Origin of the sequence: Plantactinospora sp. WMMC1484, assembly GCF_049315195.1 — a bacterium.
Classification (GTDB): domain Bacteria; phylum Actinomycetota; class Actinomycetes; order Mycobacteriales; family Micromonosporaceae; genus Plantactinospora.
This window is the reverse complement of record NZ_CP186055.1, coordinates 1-17411: the sequence shown is the minus strand read 5'-3', so window position 1 is coordinate 17411 and position 17411 is coordinate 1. Positions and strand designations below refer to the sequence as shown.

General features: G+C 72.4%; 17 protein-coding genes and 1 pseudogene. 10 read left to right on the top strand and 8 right to left on the bottom strand.

The genetic code is table 11. The features are described 5' to 3' along the window. Positions 1 to 27: 27 nt before the first annotated feature. Positions 28 to 1104 carry a fatty acid desaturase family protein gene (locus tag ACN28C_RS00090; protein ID WP_422771586.1) on the top strand — a complete coding sequence of 359 codons (1077 nt, stop codon included), beginning with the start codon at positions 28 to 30 and terminating at the stop codon, positions 1102 to 1104. A gap of 60 nt (positions 1105 to 1164) precedes the next feature. Here the strand turns inward: ACN28C_RS00090 and ACN28C_RS00085 are convergent, their stop codons facing one another. Next, the gene (locus ACN28C_RS00085; RefSeq protein WP_422771585.1) at positions 1165 to 1923 is read right to left on the bottom strand and encodes a hypothetical protein; all 759 of its coding nucleotides are present in this window, start codon (positions 1921 to 1923) and stop codon (positions 1165 to 1167) included. Positions 1924 to 2124: 201 nt separating this feature from the next. Here ACN28C_RS00085 and ACN28C_RS00080 point away from each other — a divergent pair, with 201 nt between their 5' ends. Further along, on the top strand, positions 2125 to 2418 hold the full coding sequence (locus tag ACN28C_RS00080; protein WP_422771584.1) for a 4a-hydroxytetrahydrobiopterin dehydratase: 294 nt from the start codon (positions 2125 to 2127) through the stop codon (positions 2416 to 2418). Beyond that, on the top strand, positions 2415 to 3566 hold the full coding sequence (locus ACN28C_RS00075) for an FHA domain-containing protein (RefSeq protein WP_422771583.1): 1152 nt from the start codon (positions 2415 to 2417) through the stop codon (positions 3564 to 3566). The genes ACN28C_RS00080 and ACN28C_RS00075 overlap by 4 nt, the downstream gene beginning before the upstream one ends. 54 nt (positions 3567 to 3620) lie before the next feature. Here ACN28C_RS00075 and rocD read toward each other — a convergent pair whose 3' ends face one another. From rocD to ACN28C_RS00055, 4 genes are all read right to left on the bottom strand, one after another. Further along, positions 3621 to 4832: an ornithine--oxo-acid transaminase gene (rocD, locus tag ACN28C_RS00070; RefSeq protein WP_422774907.1), complete on the bottom strand. Its 1212-nt coding sequence runs from the start codon at positions 4830 to 4832 to the stop codon at positions 3621 to 3623. Then, complete coding sequence (ddaH, locus tag ACN28C_RS00065; protein ID WP_422771582.1) at positions 4832 to 5695, bottom strand: dimethylargininase; 864 nt, start codon at positions 5693 to 5695, stop codon at positions 4832 to 4834. The genes rocD and ddaH overlap by 1 nt, the downstream gene beginning before the upstream one ends. Before the next feature lie 332 nt (positions 5696 to 6027). Then, on the bottom strand, positions 6028 to 6756 hold the full coding sequence (locus tag ACN28C_RS00060; RefSeq protein WP_422771581.1) for a thrombospondin: 729 nt from the start codon (positions 6754 to 6756) through the stop codon (positions 6028 to 6030). A gap of 145 nt (positions 6757 to 6901) precedes the next feature. Continuing rightward, on the bottom strand, positions 6902 to 7555 hold the full coding sequence (locus tag ACN28C_RS00055; RefSeq protein ID WP_422771580.1) for a TetR/AcrR family transcriptional regulator: 654 nt from the start codon (positions 7553 to 7555) through the stop codon (positions 6902 to 6904). Between the two features lie 128 nt (positions 7556 to 7683). Between ACN28C_RS00055 and ACN28C_RS00050 the strand changes: the two genes are divergently transcribed. After that, the gene (locus tag ACN28C_RS00050) at positions 7684 to 8172 is read left to right on the top strand and encodes a cupin domain-containing protein (RefSeq protein ID WP_422771579.1); all 489 of its coding nucleotides are present in this window, start codon (positions 7684 to 7686) and stop codon (positions 8170 to 8172) included. A 221-nt stretch (positions 8173 to 8393) separates the two neighbouring features. On the opposite strand, the gene ACN28C_RS00045 is transcribed toward ACN28C_RS00050, so the two are convergent. Then, on the bottom strand, positions 8394 to 8723 hold the full coding sequence (locus ACN28C_RS00045) for a hypothetical protein (RefSeq protein WP_422771578.1): 330 nt from the start codon (positions 8721 to 8723) through the stop codon (positions 8394 to 8396). A 574-nt stretch (positions 8724 to 9297) separates the two neighbouring features. On the opposite strand from ACN28C_RS00045, the gene ACN28C_RS00040 reads away from it, so the two are divergent. From ACN28C_RS00040 to ACN28C_RS00030, 3 genes are all read left to right on the top strand, one after another. Beyond that, positions 9298 to 10206 carry a helix-turn-helix domain-containing protein gene (locus ACN28C_RS00040; RefSeq protein ID WP_422771577.1) on the top strand — a complete coding sequence of 303 codons (909 nt, stop codon included), beginning with the start codon at positions 9298 to 9300 and terminating at the stop codon, positions 10204 to 10206. A 383-nt stretch (positions 10207 to 10589) separates the two neighbouring features. Continuing rightward, positions 10590 to 10730: a hypothetical protein gene (locus ACN28C_RS00035; protein WP_422771576.1), complete on the top strand. Its 141-nt coding sequence runs from the start codon at positions 10590 to 10592 to the stop codon at positions 10728 to 10730. Beyond that, the gene (locus tag ACN28C_RS00030; protein ID WP_422771575.1) at positions 10727 to 10873 is read left to right on the top strand and encodes a DUF397 domain-containing protein; all 147 of its coding nucleotides are present in this window, start codon (positions 10727 to 10729) and stop codon (positions 10871 to 10873) included. Before ACN28C_RS00035 ends, ACN28C_RS00030 begins: the two co-directional genes overlap by 4 nt. 26 nt (positions 10874 to 10899) lie before the next feature. Here ACN28C_RS00030 and ACN28C_RS00025 read toward each other — a convergent pair whose 3' ends face one another. Together ACN28C_RS00025 and ACN28C_RS00020 are read right to left on the bottom strand one after the other, a co-directional pair. Next, entirely contained in the window at positions 10900 to 11556 is a 657-nt protein-coding gene (locus ACN28C_RS00025; RefSeq protein WP_422771574.1) for a PaaI family thioesterase, read from the bottom strand. Positions 11557 to 11787: 231 nt separating this feature from the next. Next, positions 11788 to 12723: an NADP-dependent oxidoreductase gene (locus tag ACN28C_RS00020; RefSeq protein WP_422771573.1), complete on the bottom strand. Its 936-nt coding sequence runs from the start codon at positions 12721 to 12723 to the stop codon at positions 11788 to 11790. 106 nt (positions 12724 to 12829) lie between these two features. On the opposite strand from ACN28C_RS00020, the gene ACN28C_RS00015 reads away from it, so the two are divergent. The 3 genes and pseudogenes from ACN28C_RS00015 to ACN28C_RS00005 all read left to right on the top strand — a co-directional run. After that, a complete protein-coding gene (locus ACN28C_RS00015) occupies positions 12830 to 13990 on the top strand; it encodes an AraC family transcriptional regulator (RefSeq protein WP_422771572.1) in 1161 nt (386 codons plus the stop codon). Positions 13991 to 14032: 42 nt separating this feature from the next. Further along, positions 14033 to 15856, top strand: a complete 1824-nt coding sequence (locus ACN28C_RS00010; protein ID WP_422771571.1) for an ABC transporter ATP-binding protein — start codon at positions 14033 to 14035, stop codon at positions 15854 to 15856. Next, positions 15853 to 17304: pseudogene (locus tag ACN28C_RS00005) on the top strand (ABC transporter ATP-binding protein); the annotation flags it as partial. The gene ACN28C_RS00010 and the pseudogene ACN28C_RS00005, both read left to right, overlap by 4 nt. Between the last annotated feature and the right edge of the window lie 107 nt (positions 17305 to 17411).

Genomic DNA, 17411 nt, shown 5'->3' with positions numbered 1-17411 from the left:
AGCGAAAGCGACATTGGGAGCTTGACGATGGCGGCACTCGCACCGCTGGCCGAATCGGATAGTCGCCGGGGAAGTGATTACTCACGGTTGTCTCGACGGATCAGTGCGGCAGGCTTGTTGGAGCGCCGCACCGGTTGGTACGTGGCCCGGATCGCGTTGACCGTGGGCCTCTTCGTCGGTGGCTGGATCGCCTTCGTCGCCGTCGGTGACTCCTGGTGGCAGCTCGCGGTGGCGGCGTTCCTGGCCGGCGCCACCACCCAGGTCGCCTTCCTCGGCCACGACGCCGGACACCGGCAGATGTTCCGGAACCGGCGGGCCAGCGAGGTGGCCGGGCTGCTCGCCGGCAACCTGGCGATCGGACTCAGCTACGGCTGGTGGGTCGACAAGCACAACCGGCACCACGCCAACCCGAACCACTCCCACGACGATCCGGACGTCGGGGCGGGCGCTCTGGTCTGGACATCCGAGCAGGCGCTCGCCACCCGGGGCTTCGGGCGGTGGCTGGCACAGCGGCAGGCATACCTGTTCTTCCCGATGCTGCTGCTGGAGGGACTGGCGCTGCACGTCGCCAGCGTGCGGGCGCTCACCGACGGTACGCCGATGCGGCACCGCCGGACCGAGGCGATCCTGCTGGCACTGCACGCGGCCGGCTACCTGGGCGCGCTCTTCATGGTGCTCTCACCGGGGCGGGCGCTGGCCTTCCTCGCCGTCCACCAGGGGCTGTGGGGGCTCTACATGGGTTGCTCGTTCGCGCCGAACCACAAGGGCATGCCGATGGTCGGCGACGGCGACGACCTCGACTTCCTGCGAAAGCAGGTGCTGACCTCGCGGAACGTCCGGGGTGGGGCACTTGTCGACTTCGCGCTGGGCGGCCTCAACTACCAGATCGAGCACCACCTGTTTCCGAGCATGCCCCGGGGGAACCTGCGCCGGGCCCAGCCGGTCGTGGCGGAGTACTGCGCGGAGCAGGGCATCCCGTACGAGCAGACCGGTCTCTTCGACTCCTACCGGCAGGCGCTGCATCACCTGCACGCGGTCGGCGCGCCACTGCGGGCCGGGCGGACCGCAGACGGCGGGGGGATCGCCGGACAGTCCGGCAGGTAACCGGGGGGAGGGGCGGCCCCCGTGCGGGGGCCGCTCACGCCCGCCCTCCGAGCCCTCCGGTCAGCTGTTCAGCACCGCGAAGCGGTCGTCCGGCATCTCGACGACCATCGCCGGCTCCGGCGCGGTGACCTCGATCGGTTCGCCGAGATTGTCATAGCTGGCCCTGATGTCGCCGGTCGTCCACGAGACCTTCTCGGCGTCCACCGAGAAGGCGACGAGCCGGCCCTGCTGGTCGACGGTGGCGGTGAACGGCACCACCGTCGTCGTGGCGCCGTACGCCTTCAGCGATCTGGCCAGGTCCACGGTGCCCCTGAAGCCGAGTTCGCCGTCGCGTTCGACGTCGACGAGGCCCCTCATCAGGTTGCCCGCGCCGACCGGGCCCTCGCCGGACACGATGTCGAGCGCGCTGCCCCGGTTGATCCTCGCGTAGTCGACCCGCATCCACTCTGCGGGCAGGTTCGGCTCGCCGCCGTACCGCGCGTAGAAGTCTTCCTTCACGTAGAGGCTCTCGCCGAACAGGATGACATCCATATCCGCCGACACCCCCGCCCAGCGGAACTTTATCGACATCCTGGCCCTTCTGCCGGTCGGGTCCATCGCGCCCTGCGCCGACATTTCCGCCAGTCGCACCGTGGTCGTGAACGGCTCCCCGCTCAGCCTGCGGGCAGCGGTCATCAGGGCGTCGGCGGCGCTGGCCTCCGGCGACGAGGAGGTGCTCGCCACGAAGCCGTCGCCGCCGCTGCCGGGCCCGGCGCAGGCGGCGGCGCCGAAGGCGGTGATCAGGGCCAGGGCGATGGCCGTCAGCCGTCGGTGCTGCACACGATCCTCCCGGGGGAACAAAGGCCATCCGCGATCTCCCGGCGTGGCCGGACGCCGGACAGAATAGCGACCGTTCACCATCCGCACCGACCGCTATCGAGGGCTCCGGCGGCCGGACCGCACCCGGTACCGGTGAGTGGTGAGGGGTTGGCCGCGGCGGTTGGACACCACGGGAGGGAACCTCGGCGGTAAGGTCTGGCCATGGCAGAGGTGCTGGATGCGGAGGCGGTGCGGGCCGAGTTGGCGGGGCTGGACGGCTGGACCGGCGATCCGGCCGGCATCGGTCGCACCGTCGAGCTGCCCGGGTTTCCCGACGCGATCGGTGTGGTGGACCGGGTGGCGCTGGTCGCCGAGGAGCTCGACCACCATCCCGACATAGACATCCGGTGGCGCACGGTGACCTTCCGCTGTGCGACCCATTCGGTGGGTGGGGTCACCCGACGCGACGTCGAGCTGGCGCGGCGTATCGACGAGATAGTCCGGGGAGCGGCGTGAGATTCGAGATAAGCAAGGTCCTCGACGCGATCGAGGACCGGGTCAGCACCGACCCGTCGCTGGTACGGGCGGTGCTGGATCTGGCCGAGGTGGTCCGTTACCAGGATCTCGACGGCGGCCGGCCGGCCAGCACCATGCGACTGGGCATGGTCATCGACGCGCTCGGCCGGCATCTGGAGGAGGACAGCGTCCCGGTCTACGCGGTGGTGCACCGCGCGCTGCTCAGCGACGCCGACCTCACCTCCAACGAGCGGATGGTGCTGCGACGCTGGGCCGACAACGGCCTGGTCGAGGTGCTCAACAATCCCGGCGACCGGATGCTGGAGGTGGCCGACCTGCTCGGCCTGCCGGTGTTGAGCCGGGGCCGCTTCGACGGCATGTCCGGGCGCTTCCCCTGGGTGACCAGCCAGCCCGGCCGGCTCTTCGCCCCGCTGCCCGGCGCCGGAGGGCCGGTCCTGGCACAGCGGGTGAAGGGCACCGTGCCGCCGGCCGCCGGCCCGTCACCGACCGGCCGGAAGCTGCTGGCCCGCACCTGGCGCTGCAAGGAGCCGGGCTGTGTGCTCTTCGGCGGTGGCGGCGGTGGCGGCGCGTTCGCCGACCTCGCCGAGATCGACCGCAAGCCGAGCGGCCAGCCGCCGCCGACGTTGCGGGGCGGCGCGCCGATGTGCCCCCGGCACGAGAAGCGGCTCAGCGACGCGGGGCCGAGGCCGAACGAGGAGGTGCTGTCGGTCCGGATCGGCGGCATGGTCCGGCGCCGGTTCGTGGTGACCGCCGAGCGTCCGGTGGTGGTCGGTCGGGCGCCGGAGGACTCGGCCGGGATCCGGCTCGGCCAGTGGCTCAACGACGAGGCGCGGCGCTGGATCAGCCGCAGCCACGTCCGGTTCGAGCTGCGCGGTGGCGACCTCGTCGCCCAGGACGTCAGCACCAACGGCTCCGGCGTACGGCCGGGCGGGTCGTTGGACGAGGCCGAGCGGATCGCGCTGCCGCGCCAGCAGTCCCGGGTGATGCGCGGCGGCGACATCGTGGAGCTCTATCCGGGTGTACAGGTGGGGCGGTCGAGCATCTGGACCTCCGGCGGCATGACGAACCCGACCTCGGTGATGGCCGAGGCGCCGACGATGGCGATCCGGCTGCCCAACCGGGGCTGACCGTCCGGCCGGCCCGCCACGCGGGCCGGCCGGACCGGGGCGGCGAGATCCGGTTCAGCGCAGTACGGCGGCGAGCTGTTCCAGCACGTGGTCGATCTCGTGCTCCTCGACCACCAGTGGCGGCGCCAGCCGGATCGTCGAGCCGTGGGTGTCCTTGGCGAGTACGCCGCGCTCGGCCAGCCGCTCGCACGCCTGCCGCCCGGTCATCAAGGCCGGATCGATGTCGATGCCGGCCCAGAGCCCGCGGCCGCGTACCGCGAGCAGCCCCTCGCCGACGAGCCCGTGCAGGCCGGCGTGCAGCCGCGCGCCCAGCTCCGCCGAGCGGCGTTGGAAGTCGCCGGGGGCGAGCAGCCGGACCACCTCGGTGCCGACGGCGCAGGCCAGCGGGTTGCCGCCGAACGTCGAGCCGTGCGTCCCCGGCTGGAGTACGCCGAGCACGTCGGCGTCGGCCACCACCGCCGAGACCGGCACGATGCCGCCGCCGAGCGCCTTGCCCAGGACGTACATGTCGGGGACGACGCCCTCGTTGTCGCAGGCGAACGTCTCGCCGGTCCGGCCCAGCCCGGACTGGATCTCGTCGGCGACGAAGAGCACGTTCCGTTCGGTGCAGAGCCGGCGCACCCCGGGCAGGTAGCCCGGCGGCGGCACCACGACGCCCTGCTCGCCCTGGATCGGTTCGAGCAGGACGGCGACGGTGGTCTCGTCGACCGCCTCGGCGAGCGCGGCCAGGTCGCCGTAGGGGACGATCCGGAACCCCGGCGTGTACGGCCCGAAGTCGTCCCGGGCCTCCGGGTCGGTGGAGAAGCTGACGATGGTGGTGGTACGGCCGTGGAAGTTTCCCTCCGCCACCACGATCGTGGCCTGCCCGGCCGGCACGCCCTTGACCCGGTAGCCCCACTTCCGGGACACCTTGACCGCGGTCTCCACCGCCTCGGCGCCACTGTTCATCGGCAGCACCAGGTCCTTGCCGGCCAGCTCTGCCAGCTCCCGGCAGAAGTCGGCGAACTGGTCGTGCAGGAAGGCCCGGCTGGTCAGGGTGAGCCGGTCGAGCTGGGCGTGGGCGGCGGCGACCAGCGCCGGGTGCCGGTGCCCGAAGTTCAGCGCGGAGTAGCCGGCAAGGCAGTCCAGGTAGCGCCGGCCGTCGACGTCGGTGGCCCAGGCGCCCTCGGCCGAGGAGATCACCACCGGCAGCGGGTGGTAGTTGTGCGCGGTCCAGCGCTCCGCCTCGCGTACCGCCTCGGGGGTGCGCAGCACGTCGTCCACGATCACTTGGTCGCCTCTCGTTCCCGCAGCACCAGGGTGCAGCACTTGGGTCCGCCGCCAGCCTTGCGCAGCTCGGACAAATCAATGCCAATTGTGTCGTAGCCGCGCTCGCGCAGCGCGGCCGACAGTCCGGTGGCCTGGGCCGGAAGGACGACGTGCCGCCCGTCGCTGACCGCGTTCAGCCCGAGCACCTCGGCGTCGGCCATGCTCGCCAGCACCGCGTCCGGGAAGAGCCGGCGCAGCACCGCCCGGCTGCCGGCCGAGAACGCCTCCGGCAGGTACGCCACGGTGGTGTCGTCCAGCACGCAGAGCGCGGTGTCCAGGTGGTAGAAGCGCGGGTCGACCAGGTGCAGCGTGATCACCGGCAGCCCGAAGACCTCCTGGAGGTGGGCGTGTGCCGCGTGCGAGGTCCGGAACCCGGTGCCGGCGAGCAGCAGCCCACCGGCCGGCAGGGCGTCGCCCTCGCCCTCGTTGACGTGCTTGGCCCCGTGTACCTCGAAGCCGGCCCGGTCCAGCCAGGCGGCGTACGCGGGCGCCTCGTCGGCGCGCTCCGGGTCGCGGAACTGCACCGCGAGCGCCCGTCCGTCGTGCACGGTGGCGCCGTTGGCCGCGAAGACCATGTCGGGCAGGCCGGGCAGCGGCTCGATCTCCTCGACCGTGTGACCGAGCTCCAGGTAGGTCCGCCGCAGCGTCTCCCACTGGCGTACCGCGAGCGCGGTGTCGATCGGTGTGGCCGGGTCCATCCACGGGTTGATCGCGTACTCGACGGCGAAGTACGTCGGCCGGCACATCAGGTAGCGCCGGGTCTGCGGCGGTCCTGCCTGGGTACGCCCGCCGGTGGTGGTGGCGGTGGCGTCCAACGTCATGGTCCTGCTCCCGGGGTTCGGGCGCGCCCGGCCTCGGTACGGCTCACGGGCTGGCGCCGAAACCCACGCTATGCGGGCCGGCCGGCGGTAACCACGGCTGAGAGTTGCTTACGGCGGCTGATCGTTGCGTCTGCGTCGGGACATGGTGGCGAACCGTTGCGTGATGGTCGGTGAGTGGCGCGCCAGCCGGCTGACGGGGCGCGTCTCGGGGCCGAACGCGATTCGGGGGCGGCATCGTTGCCGCCCCCGAAAACGTTCGCACGGGTGGTGAACCACCACCGGCCGGCGGGGCCGGAGCGGTGCACCACCGCTCCGCGCAGGTCATTACCCGATCAGAACCGGTCGACAAACTGTGAATCAAGCCACTCGCGGAACCGGACCACGACGTCGCCGTCGGTGGTCGGCCACTCGAACTGGCCGGTCATCGCCAGCACGGCGGTGACGACGGCACCGACTCCGAGGACGATCCCGATCAACGCGTCGGTCTTGCCGGCGACGTGCCGGCGTGCGGTCGCGGAGACGCCGCTGACGCCCAGCAGCAGGGCGATGACGCCGAGCACGATGCCGTATCCGGCGAGGGCGCCGGCCAGCACGAACGCTACGGCGGCCACCCCGAAGACCAGGCTGAGCGTGGCGAGCATGCTGGCCCGGGGGCGCGGACCGCGGTCGACCACCACCCGCTCGGTGCCCTCGGGCGTACGCTCGCCGAGCCCTCGCTCGGGATCGGCGCTCCGGTCGTCCGTCGCGCGGGTGTCGGTGGTCGTCGCCGCGTCCGGCCGAGCCGGACGGGTCTCGGTCTCCGGGACGGTGGGGGAGGTCCCGGTGTCCCGGTCGGGGACCGTGGTGCGGCCCCGGTGGGGCGTCGTGCCGCCCGTCCGGTCGGTGTCGGCGACCGGGGCGGCGGTGGCGGTGGCCCCCTCGTCCCGGGCGTCGACGCGACCGTCGCGGTTGGTGTCCCGGACGTCCGGCTTCTCGCCGCCGGTGCCGGGGTTGTCGTCTCGGGCGTCGACGCGACCGTCGCGGTTCTTGTCCCGCGCGGGCGCCGGCTCCGAGTGGCGCATCAGTGATGGAATCCTGACCACAACACACCTCCTGATCCGTGCGTGGAGCCTCGACGTTGGCGCCTACGCAGCATTTGATCGGTGTACCCCGATACCCGTTCGGTGACACATGCCGGACGGACGGGCGGGCGCCGGGTGCACAGGTTCAGTGGGGTAGCAGCGCGCGGCGCATGGTGGCGGCCAGCCAGCCGGTGAAGTCCCGTTCGGACCAGCCACATTCGTGCACCAGGGTGGCGTAGTGCGCCGGGTCGTTGCAGAGCCAGAGGACGTCGATCGCGCGGTCCGGATCGAGGTCGGGGGTGAGCGGTCCGAGGTCGCGGGCGTGCGTGAGCACCATCGTGGCACCGGCCCGCCGGTTGCGCAGCAGTGTCCGCCACAGCTCGGCCATCTCGGGGGCGTCGTCCGCAGCCCGCCGTACGGTCTCGAAGAGCCGGGCGGCCCGGCCGCCGATCAGCACGCACACCTCGGCGTAGGCGTCGAAGACCCCGGCCGGGGTGGTGGCGTCCCAGACGGGCCGGAACCAGGGCCGGTCGGCGACGGCGACCGGCTCGTCGTCGCCGGCGAGCGCCTGGTCGAGGGCCTCACGTAGCAGGGCCGGCTTGGAGCCGAAGGCGGCGAAGACGGTCGGCCGGGAGACCCCGGCGGCCTCCGCGATCTCGGCGAGCGAGGTCGCGGCGTACCCGCGTGCGACGAACATCTCGCCGGCCGCCGCGACGATCGCCTGCCGGGTACGCCGGGCCGCCTCCGCGCGGACCGGGGACTGGTAACGCCGCCTGGGTCTGGGGTTGACACCGCTCATGACTTCGTCATACTAGCTGCATATTCACTATACTGTGAGTATCTCGAATTTGGCCGGGAACGCTCGCCCCACGCGCGGCGGCGTGCCGGTCGCCGGGTGCGGGCGACGAGACAGGGGAGGCGGCAGCAATGACCCAGACAGGCATCCGTCCATTCATCCGCCGGGAGACCGAGGGCGAGGCTATGTGGTTTCTCGGCAGCCTGGTCACGGTCAAGGCGAACAGTGCGGAGACCGGTGACCGGGTCACCGTCGTGGAGTTCGTCAACCCGCCCGGCTTCGCGCCGCCGCTGCACCGGCACCTCTCCGAGGACGAGATGTTCTACGTGCTCTCCGGCACCGTCGAGTTCCGCTGCGACGGCGAGGTGTTCCCTGCCGGCCCCGGCGACTTCGTCCTGCTGCCGGCGGGCCTGGCACACACCTTCCTGGTCGGCCCCCACGAGCCGCTGCGTACCCTGCAGATCACCGCACCCTCCGGCTTCGAGCGGTTCGCCGCCGACGTCGGCGAGCCGGCCCGGGAGCGACGCCTGCCGGACCCCGGGCCGGTCGATCCCGCCGCCCTCGGACACGCCGCCGCCCGGCACGGCATCGAGCTACTTGGCCCACCCCCAACGCACTGACGCCGCACGAACGGCGTTCCCGTCGAATCGTCCGGCGGAGGCATCCCGTCGCCGGCACTATCCGACGACTGCGCGGTTCGAGCCCGTTCTCGCCCGAACGGGCCGCCGTACCCGCCTGCGGGGCGATAAACTCGACCTGTCGAAACTTTCGGTGCCGGAGTGTAAGGAAGGGCCCTTCTTATCTTTTCTGGATAAGAAGGGCCCTTCCTTACACTCCGGCTTCATCTTGCGACGACAGGAGCGCGGTTCGGCATCCGCGTGGGGCGCCGGCTGAGGTCCGGGCCCCGGTTCGAGGTGGCGGGCGCGCGTTTCGGTTCCCTCGGTCGAGGGCGGACCGGCCGTAGGCCGGCGAGTTGTACGTAGATCTCTCGGCGCTCGACGGCCTCGCCGACTTCGTCCAAGGTGTAGCCGGTGAGCCAGCACCAACCGTGATAGGTGGGTTTTTCGCTCACCCGGGTCACCCGGAACAGCAGCGCCCGCCCACCGCCGAACTGTACGCTCGCCGCCGCCCCGACGTAGACCACCATTCCGGGGCGGGGTGGCTCGAACATCAGGGGACCGGGATGAGAAAGCCTGGACCGTTCGGGTCGAGTCGCACCCAGCAGTTGGCGGGATCGCCGCAGACTGGGCACCGTCCGAACCGGTCGGGACTGTGTGAGTCTGCTAACAGATAGCTGTTGACCAGGATGTCCGCCGACGTGTACGGCGGGGGCTCGGCGGCGCGATCGGTCCAGGCGATGAAACGATTGTGTAACCAACCGGCCGGAACATGCCGCAGATCCTCGGCGGCGTTGACGAGATGGTGGGCGAGGTAGTACCTGAGGGAGACGATGCTGCCGGCGAACTCCGCACGGAGCTGCCGTCTTCGGGCGGCGCACGGCCAGTCGTTCCCACACTCCGTGCAGGTCCACAGGGGAGCGGTCGGGTCGTGGTCCCGCATTTCCGTTCCCCCAGCTTCGGTCGTCAGAGGTTCGGCTGCCATGCGATCGATGCTTTACTACAGCGCGGAACAATGCAATATTACGTGTTGACTGAACGATTTCCCTCTGACGATCTGTAATTACTGGAATCACGGAGAGTATACAACGGACATTACATACCGAGTGAAATGTTCGCTCGAAGGTAATGCCGGAGAGGGGGACTGTAGTGCAGGCAGGGGTGGACTCCACCGTTCCTCGCAGGGAGCTCGGACGGCATCTACGCCAGCTCCGTGAGGAGGCGCGGCTCACCATCAGGGTGGTGTCGGAGGCGCTGGAGTGGTCGATGCCGAAGATCTGGCGCATCGAGAGCGGGGCGACCAGTATGCGCTCACTGGACGTCGAGGCGATGTGCCGGATATACGGTGCGTCACCAGAAATGACCGAGGCCCTGACCGGGCTTGCCAAGGAAACCCGGGGACGCGGCTGGTGGCACTCCTACGGTGCCGCCATCCCCCAGTGGTTCGAGTTGTACGCCGGACTGGAGGCCGCCGCCAGTCGTCTTCGAATGTACGAGCCCCAGTTCGTTCCGGGGTTGCTGCAAACTCCGGCCTACGCCACGGAGTTCGTGCGGATCGGCAGTCCCGAACTCGGCCCGGCCGAACGCGAGCGGATGGTCGAGGTCGAGCTCGGACGGCAGGCGATCCTCAGCCGGCAGCGGGGTCCGCTTCCACAGCTCGACGTGATCCTCGACGAGGCGGTGTTGCGTCGCGCCGCGGGCAGCGGGTCGATGATGAGCGAACAGTTGCGACACCTGGTGACCGTCAGCGAACAACCGAATATTTCGGTGCGGGTGCTGCCGTTCTCCATCGGGCTCCACCGCGCCGAACACGCCAATGGCGGGTTTGCCATCCTGGAGTTCCCCACCGACGGCCTCGGGCGTAGGACCGAGCCGCCGATCGTCTACAGCGGTGGCTTGACCGGAGCCATCTACCTCGAGCAGCCGCACGAGGTGGACAGTCATGCCGCCGTCTGGTCTGACATAGAGGCGCTCAGCCTCACCGAAGACCTGTCCCGGAAGTTCATCACGTCGATCGCCGAAGAGTACGGCGGGTAACGATCTGAGGTCGCCGCCAGGCCACGAGGGCGCCTGTCGGCGGGAAAGAATGAGAGCAGTGCCAACCTGCGGTACGTCGCCGGTGTGGGGAGACAGCGGCGGCGGACCGTACGGAATGCGGGGGAACGGGGGACGGGGTCGGCGCGGGTGGCACTCGCGCCCGGGAGACGTGGGTTCGTGCCCGAGCGGCGGTTCGCAGACCCGCGCGGCAGAGCACCACGACCGGACCGGACCCGACCGGACCCGACCCGACCGGACCCGACCCGACCCGACCCGACAGGATCTACCGGGCCGAGCGTGCCATTGGTGGCTTTGCGGTCCTGGGGTTTCCCGATGACGGGTTCGGCCGTCGGACCGAGCCACCGATCGTCCACAGCGAAGATTTGACCGGCGCGCTGTACCCGGAAAAGTCGCACGAGGTGGAAGCGCGTCTGGCCGTCTCGGGAGATATTGAGGAAGTTGGCTTGACCGAGGCGCAATCACGAAAGCTGATCGCGTCGATCGCGGAGGAGATTCCGGCATGACGGTCGAGCTGTCCCGGGCGGACTGGCGTACGAGCGGCCGAAGCGGAGGTGGCAACTGCGTGGAGGTGGCGGGCAACCTGGTGGGGGTCGTCGGGGTGCGGGACAGCAGGGACACGGACGGTCCCGTGCTGGCGTCCAGGTGAGCGCGGCGGTGTGGGCGGTGGGCGGACTACCCGGTGGTGTGGGGGGCGGGCAGGGCGATCCAGGTGGCTCGGGCGCGGGCCAGTTCGGCGCCGTCCGGGGCGTACAGGGTGGTGTGCACCAGGGCCTTGCGGCCCTCGGCGGCGACGAGGGCGCCGCGGAGCACGCAGCGCTCGCCGGGGGCGGGGAGCCGGTCCAGGCGTACGGCGATCCGGCCCAGCACGTACGGGCGGTCGGCACCGATCACCGCCCAGCCGCCGGGACAGTCCAGGGCGGCCCAGACGGTGGCGGGCGAGACGTCCGGCGGGACGCTCCACGGGGCGGCGGTGCTGCCGTCGGCGAGTCGGCCGGGAAAGATGCCCAACCCGTCGCTCCGGTCGGGGCCGCAGACATAGCAGGTCGGGAAGGGGTGGGCGGTGAAACCGGGGTACGCCTCGGCGGCCTCGACCGCCTCCGCGTACCCGATCGGTGGGACCGCCGTCTCGACCTCGGCCCCCGGGGCGACCTCGGCCACGACGCTGCCGTCCTCGGTGCGGACCTGGCAGTCGAGCAGCGACAGCGGGGTGTCCAGTGGCGGCGGCATCCGCAGCGTCACCTCGCAGGTGCCGCCGTGCGCGAAGAGGCCGGCGGAGTAGCCGCCGTTGCCGGAACCGGGCGGCCCGTTGAAGCGGGCGGGGATGAGCATCGGTCCGCCTTTCCCGAGGTGGGGCCCGGCTCGCGGACCGGCTGGCAGGACCACCACCGTACGCCGGGGCGCCCGCCGGGCGCCCCGCAGGGCGGGACTGGCCCGGCTACCAGGGAACGGCGGCGGTGGCGGTACGAGCGGCGGACGGTCGTCGCAGGTGAGGGTGATCGGCAGCAGCCACGGCGCGAGCCGGCCTCCGGTGGTGCCGCCGCCGTCGCCCCGGATGTCGGTTCATGCGGCATGCGCCGGGATCAGGAGGATTTTGCCCCGAAGTCGGCCGGCCTCCGCATCCCCGTGCAGCAGGGCCAACTCGGCCAGCGGCCTGGTGCCGGCGACATCCACCCGCACGATGCCGGCATCCACCAGCCCGACCAGTTCACCGAGCTGGCCGGGATCGTTGCGGACCACGAACTGCGTCGTCCGGATCGGCCCGTCGGCCGGCACCCCGATCGGGATGGTGGCGGAGACCAGGACGCCGCCCGGCCGGACCAGTGGCACCAGGGCCGCTGCCTCACGCGCTCCGATCGGCACGAGGTTGAGCAACGCGTCGACCGGCCCGTCCAGCGCCTCCGCCAGCGGCGTCGCCGTGTAGTCGACGATTCGGTCCGCGCCGAGCCGGCGTACCGGGGCGGCACTGCGCGGGCTGGCGGTCGCGATGACGTACGCCCCGGCGTGCCGGGCGAGCTGTACGGCGAACCCGCCGACGCCGCCACCCGCCCCGTTGACCAGTAGCCGTGCCCCGGGGGCGAGCCCGGCGTGTTCGTACACCGCCTGCCAGGCGGTGAGTCCGGCGACCGGCAGGGCGGCGGCGTGTGTGAGGGGGATCGTGCGGGGCGCCGGCACGACGGTGCCGGCCGCCGCTACGACGTACTCGGCGGCGGTGCCGCCGGTGTCGACCCGACCGACGACCCGGTCCCCGACGGCCGGGGTCCGCACGCCGGCGCCGACCTCGATGACCGTCCCGGCCACGTCCCACCCCAGGGTGTACGGCAACTCCAGCGCGAAGACGGATCGCAGCAGCCCTCGGCGCAGGCCGATCTCCGACGGGTTGAACGACGCGGCAGCCACCTCGATCAGTACCTCCCCGGCACCGGGAACCGGGCGGGGCACCTCGTCATAGCGGATCACCGACGGCTCGCCGTACTCGTGAATTCGTGCGGCTCTCATGATCAGCAACCTATGGCGCCGGGCATGAGACGGCCTATGTTTTCCGGTCCTCGTTTCATACGCCTCCGTCTCGGGTGAGTACCCTCCGCGCGGATATCGTGGCCCGGTGGACGTGCTGAGCGACGTCATCGCGGTGATGCGGACCGGACGGCCGAGATCGGCCCGACTGGCCTGGCAGGCGCCGTGGGCCCAGCACTTCGGCCCGGTGCCCGGAGCCGCCGGCTTCCAGGTGATCCTGCGCGGGCCCTGCTGGCTGATCCGCCCGGAGACCGAGCCGGTGCCGCTCGGCGCCGGTGACGTGCTCTTCCTGTCGCACGGGCGCGGACACACCCTCGCCGACAGCCCGTCGACCCGGCCGACCGGGCCCGGCTGCGATCCGACCGACCTCCGGTCCCGCGCCCGGTACGCCATTTCTCCCGCCGTCGTCTCTCCCGCCGTCGGCCGTGTCACCGACCGTGCCGCCGCTTTCGCCTCCGTTCCCGCCGTCGACGTTCCGGCCGTCGATGTTCCGGCCGTCGGCGTTCCGGCCGTCGGCGTTCCGGCCGTCGGCGGCGGAGTGCCGGCGGCGGAGGCGTCGGTCGGCGTGACGGTGACGCTCTGCGGAGCGTACGAACTCGACCCGGCCGGCACCCATCCGCTGCTGGCGGCCCTGCCAGATCTGATCCACCTTCCCGCGCACCTCGGGCGGTACCCCGAACTGCGGTCCACCGTGGACCTGCTCGCCGCCGAACTCGCGTCCCCGCGCCTCGGCACCGACGCCATCGTGCCCGCACTACTCGACACGCTGCTGCTCTACACACTGCGGGCCTGGTACGACCGGGCACCGCAGCCCGGCGACGGTCCCGGCTGGGCGGCAGCGCTACGCGACCCGGTCACCGGCGCGGCACTGCGGGCGATCCACCGCGACCCGGCACACCCCTGGACCGTCGCGGCCCTGGCCGCCGAGGCCGGACTCTCCCGGGCGCCGTTCGCGCGCCGGTTCACCGCGCTACTCGGTCAGCCGCCGCTGGCCTATCTGACCTGGTGGCGGATGACCACCGCCGCCCGGCTGCTCCGGGAGTCCGACACGCCCCTGACCACCATCGCGGGGCGGGTCGGCTACGCCTCGGAGTTCGCCCTCGGTGCCGCGTTCAAGCGCCGGTACGGCATCGCGCCCGGCCGGTACCGGCGGACCAGGTCCCGGCACGGGGAGAGTCCGGAACACCGCCATGTCGGGACGCTACCGACGACGCACCCGGGCCGCCCGTTGCCTCCGCACCCTTCCTGAAATGGGTAGGTGCGTCATGGACGGCGTCGGTAGCCTGACTCCGTGTCCCCGCAGCTCCCGCACCCTGACCCGGGTGTACCGGATACGCGGGGGCCGATCCGCTACATCTGGTGGCTGGTGCGCAGCCAACCGCTGCGCGTGCTGCGGGGCAGCCTGGTCGGCACGGCCTGGATGGTCGCGCTCTCGCTACGGCCCTACCTCATCTCCCGGGCGGTCGACGACGGGCTGCGCACCGGCGACACCGGGGCGCTGCTGCTCTGGACGGCTGCGATCGTCGTCGCCGGGCTGGGGCTGGCCCAGCTCGGCATCATGCGGCACCGCACCATGACCTTCATCCGGGAGGACGCGAGCGCACGCTCCGCAGGCGTACTGCTGCGGCAGCTCTCCCGGATCGGCGCCGTACTGCCGCGCAAGCTCGCCGCCGGCGAGGTCGCCACCGTCGGCGGCTCCGACATCGTCAACACCTCGGGGGTGCTGACGATGACCGGCCCGGGGGTCGGCGCGATCGTCGCGTACGGGGTCGTCGCGGTCGTGCTCTGGTCGATCTCGCCGCTCCTCGCGCTCTGCGTGCTACTCGGCGTGCCTGCGGTGACCGTCATCGTCGGCCCGCTGCTGCGCCGGCTGGACCGGGTCGAGTCCGCCTACCGGCACCGGCAGGGCCAGCTCACCACCCGGGCCGGGGACATCGTCGCCGGGTTGCGGGTGCTCGCCGGGGTCGGCGGGCGGGACCTCTTCGCCCACCGGTACGCGGCCCGCTCCCAGGAACTGCTGGCCGAGGGCTACCGGGTCGGCGCGGTCCGGAGCTGGATCGACGCGCTGACGGTGGCGATCCCGGCGGGCTTTCTCGCCGCCGTGGTCTGGCTGGCCGCCCGGATGGCGGTCAGCGGCGAGATCACCGTCGGTCAGCTCGTGGCCGTCTACGGGTACGTCGCGGTCCTGATCGTGCCGGTCTGGTTCATGCTGGAGGCGAGCTACCAGCTCATCCGGGGCCGGGTCGCGGCCCGCCGGATCATCGCCCTGCTGAAGCTCACTCCGGACGACGTGCTGACTCCGGACGACGTGCAGGGCTCGGACGACGTGCTCACTCCGGGCGACAGGCGGACTCCGGGCGACGTAGCCGGCGGCGGGGACCAACCGGCTCCGACCCGCCTCGCCGACCTGCACGACCCGGAGACCGGGCTCACCGTCCCCGGCGGCCGGCTGACCGCGGTCGCCGCCGCCGATCCCGCCGAGGCGGTCGCCCTGGCCGACCGGCTCGGCCGGTACGTCGCCAGCCGGGCGAGCTGGGGCGGGGTGCCGCTGACCGCGATCGCACTGCCCGAGCTGCGCTCCCGGATCCTCGTCGCCGACCACGACTCCTACCTCTTCGCCGGGACCCTGCGGGAGATCCTGCACGGTGCCGGGCGGCGGGACGAGACCGAGATCCTGGCCGGGCTGCGGGTCGCCTCGGCCGACGACGTCGTCGAGGCGCTGCCCGACGGCCTCGACACGGCGATCGACACCCGGGCCCGCCGTCTCTCCGGCGGCCAGCGGCAGCGGGTACGCCTGGCCCGGGCGATGCTCGCCGAGCCCGAGGTGCTGATCCTGATCGACCCGACCTCGGCGGTGGACGCGCACACCGAGGCGCGGATCGCGCAACGGCTCCGGGCGGCCCGGGCCGGGCGGACCACCCTGCTGCTCGCCACCTCGCCGCTGCTGCTCGCCGCCGCCGACCGGGTGGCGCACCTGCGAGACGGCCGGATCGTCGCCACCGGCAGCCACACCGAGCTGCTCGAAGCCGACCCGGACTACCGGGCACTGGTCTCCCGGGACGGCGAACCGGTCGCGGCCGGCGGCCCTGCCGACGGTGAGGGGGTGCTGCGGTGACCGGACTGCCGGTGGCGGACCTGGCCGCCGTACGCCGGGCGGCGCTGGGCCTGATCGCCCGGGACCGCCGGACGGTCGCCGCCATCCTGGCGCTGCACGTCGCCGCCACCGCCACCGGACTCGCCGCGCCGTGGCTGGTGGGGGTCATCGTCGACCGGGTGGTGGCCGGTGCCGGGGCCGGCGCGATCGACGGGCTGGCGATGGCGATCGCCGGCTGTGTGCTGGGGCAGGCGTTGCTCGCCCGGTACGCCCAGTACGCCGGCCACCGGTTCGGGGAGCGCGCGGTGGCTCGGCTGCGCGAGGAGTTCGTCCGGCGGACCCTGGCCCTGCCGGTCGCCGTGGTCGAACGGGCCGGCACCGGAGACCTCGCCACCCGCAGCGCGGTCGACGTCGGCACGGTCGGCATCACGGTCCGCCAGGTGGTGCCGGTGGTGGTGATCGCCACGGCGCAACTGACCCTGCTCTTCGGGGCGATCTTCCTGCTGCATCCGCTGCTCGGCCTGGCGGCGCTGGCCGGGCTTCCCTCGATCCTCCTGGTGACCCGCTGGTATCTGCGCCGGGCCTCGCCGGCCTATCTCGCCGAGGGCGCCGCCACGGCGGAGCTGACCGACACGCTGACCACCACCGCCGAGGGGGCCCGGACGGTGGAGGCGCTCCGGCTCACCGGCGCACGCGTCGCGCACGGCCGGGAGCGGATCCGCCGGGTCTGGGCGACCCGGCGGCGTACCCTCGGGTTGCGGTCGGTCTTCTTCCCCGTGGTGGAGTCGAGCTACGCGCTGCCGATCGCGGCGGTGCTGCTCGTCGGCGGCCTCGGTCTCGACAGTGGACTGGTGAGCATCGGTGAGGTGGTCGCCGCCGCGCTCTACGCGCAACAGGCGAGCGGTCCGCTGGACCAGCTCCTGATCTGGCTGGAGCAGGCGCAGCGCGGTCTCGCCTCGTTCGCCCGGGTGCTCGGGGTCGGCCAGGTTCCGCCGGAACCCCGGGGCGGGGCGTCCGCGCCGGCCGGGCCCCAGCTCGCGGTCTGCGGAGCGCGCTTCGGCTACGCCGACGGCCGGGACGTGCTGCACGGCATCGACCTGACGGTCCGGCCCGGCGAACGGCTGGCGATCGTCGGGCCGTCAGGGGCTGGCAAGTCGACCCTGGCGCGGCTGCTGGCCGGAATCGACCGCCCCCGGAGCGGCGAGGTGACCGTCGGCGGCTGCCCGGTTACCGACCTCGACCCGGCGGAACGGCGCCGCCGGATCGCCCTGGTCACCCAGGAGCACCATGTCTTCCTCGGCTCGCTGCGGGACAATCTCGCCTTCGCCGCCCCGGAGGCCACCGACGCCCAGATGCGCTCCGCGCTGGTGGCGGTCGGCGCCGACTGGTACGCCGAACTGCCCGACGGGCTCGACACGGCGCTCGGCGACGGGGCGCGGGAGCTCAGTGCCGCCGACGCGCAGCAACTCGCCCTGGCCCGGCTCGTCCTGGCCGACCCGCACACGCTGATCCTCGACGAGGCGACGGCCGCGCTGGACCCGAGCACGGCCCGGCGTACCGAGCGGGCGCTGGCCGC

Coding starts and splice junctions, on each gene's coding strand:
- ACN28C_RS00050 (WP_422771579.1), top strand. CDS start 7,684: ATGACCCAGACAGGCATCCGTCCATTCATCCGCCGGGAGACCGAGGGC.
- ACN28C_RS00045 (WP_422771578.1), bottom strand. CDS start 8,723: ATGTTCGAGCCACCCCGCCCCGGAATGGTGGTCTACGTCGGGGCGGCG.
- ACN28C_RS00030 (WP_422771575.1), top strand. CDS start 10,727: ATGACGGTCGAGCTGTCCCGGGCGGACTGGCGTACGAGCGGCCGAAGC.
- ACN28C_RS00090 (WP_422771586.1), top strand. CDS start 28: ATGGCGGCACTCGCACCGCTGGCCGAATCGGATAGTCGCCGGGGAAGT.
- ACN28C_RS00060 (WP_422771581.1), bottom strand. CDS start 6,756: ATGCGCCACTCGGAGCCGGCGCCCGCGCGGGACAAGAACCGCGACGGT.
- ACN28C_RS00040 (WP_422771577.1), top strand. CDS start 9,298: ATGCCGGAGAGGGGGACTGTAGTGCAGGCAGGGGTGGACTCCACCGTT.
- ACN28C_RS00080 (WP_422771584.1), top strand. CDS start 2,125: ATGGCAGAGGTGCTGGATGCGGAGGCGGTGCGGGCCGAGTTGGCGGGG.
- ACN28C_RS00025 (WP_422771574.1), bottom strand. CDS start 11,556: ATGCTCATCCCCGCCCGCTTCAACGGGCCGCCCGGTTCCGGCAACGGC.
- ddaH (WP_422771582.1), bottom strand. CDS start 5,695: ATGACGTTGGACGCCACCGCCACCACCACCGGCGGGCGTACCCAGGCA.
- ACN28C_RS00055 (WP_422771580.1), bottom strand. CDS start 7,555: ATGAGCGGTGTCAACCCCAGACCCAGGCGGCGTTACCAGTCCCCGGTC.
- ACN28C_RS00020 (WP_422771573.1), bottom strand. CDS start 12,723: ATGAGAGCCGCACGAATTCACGAGTACGGCGAGCCGTCGGTGATCCGC.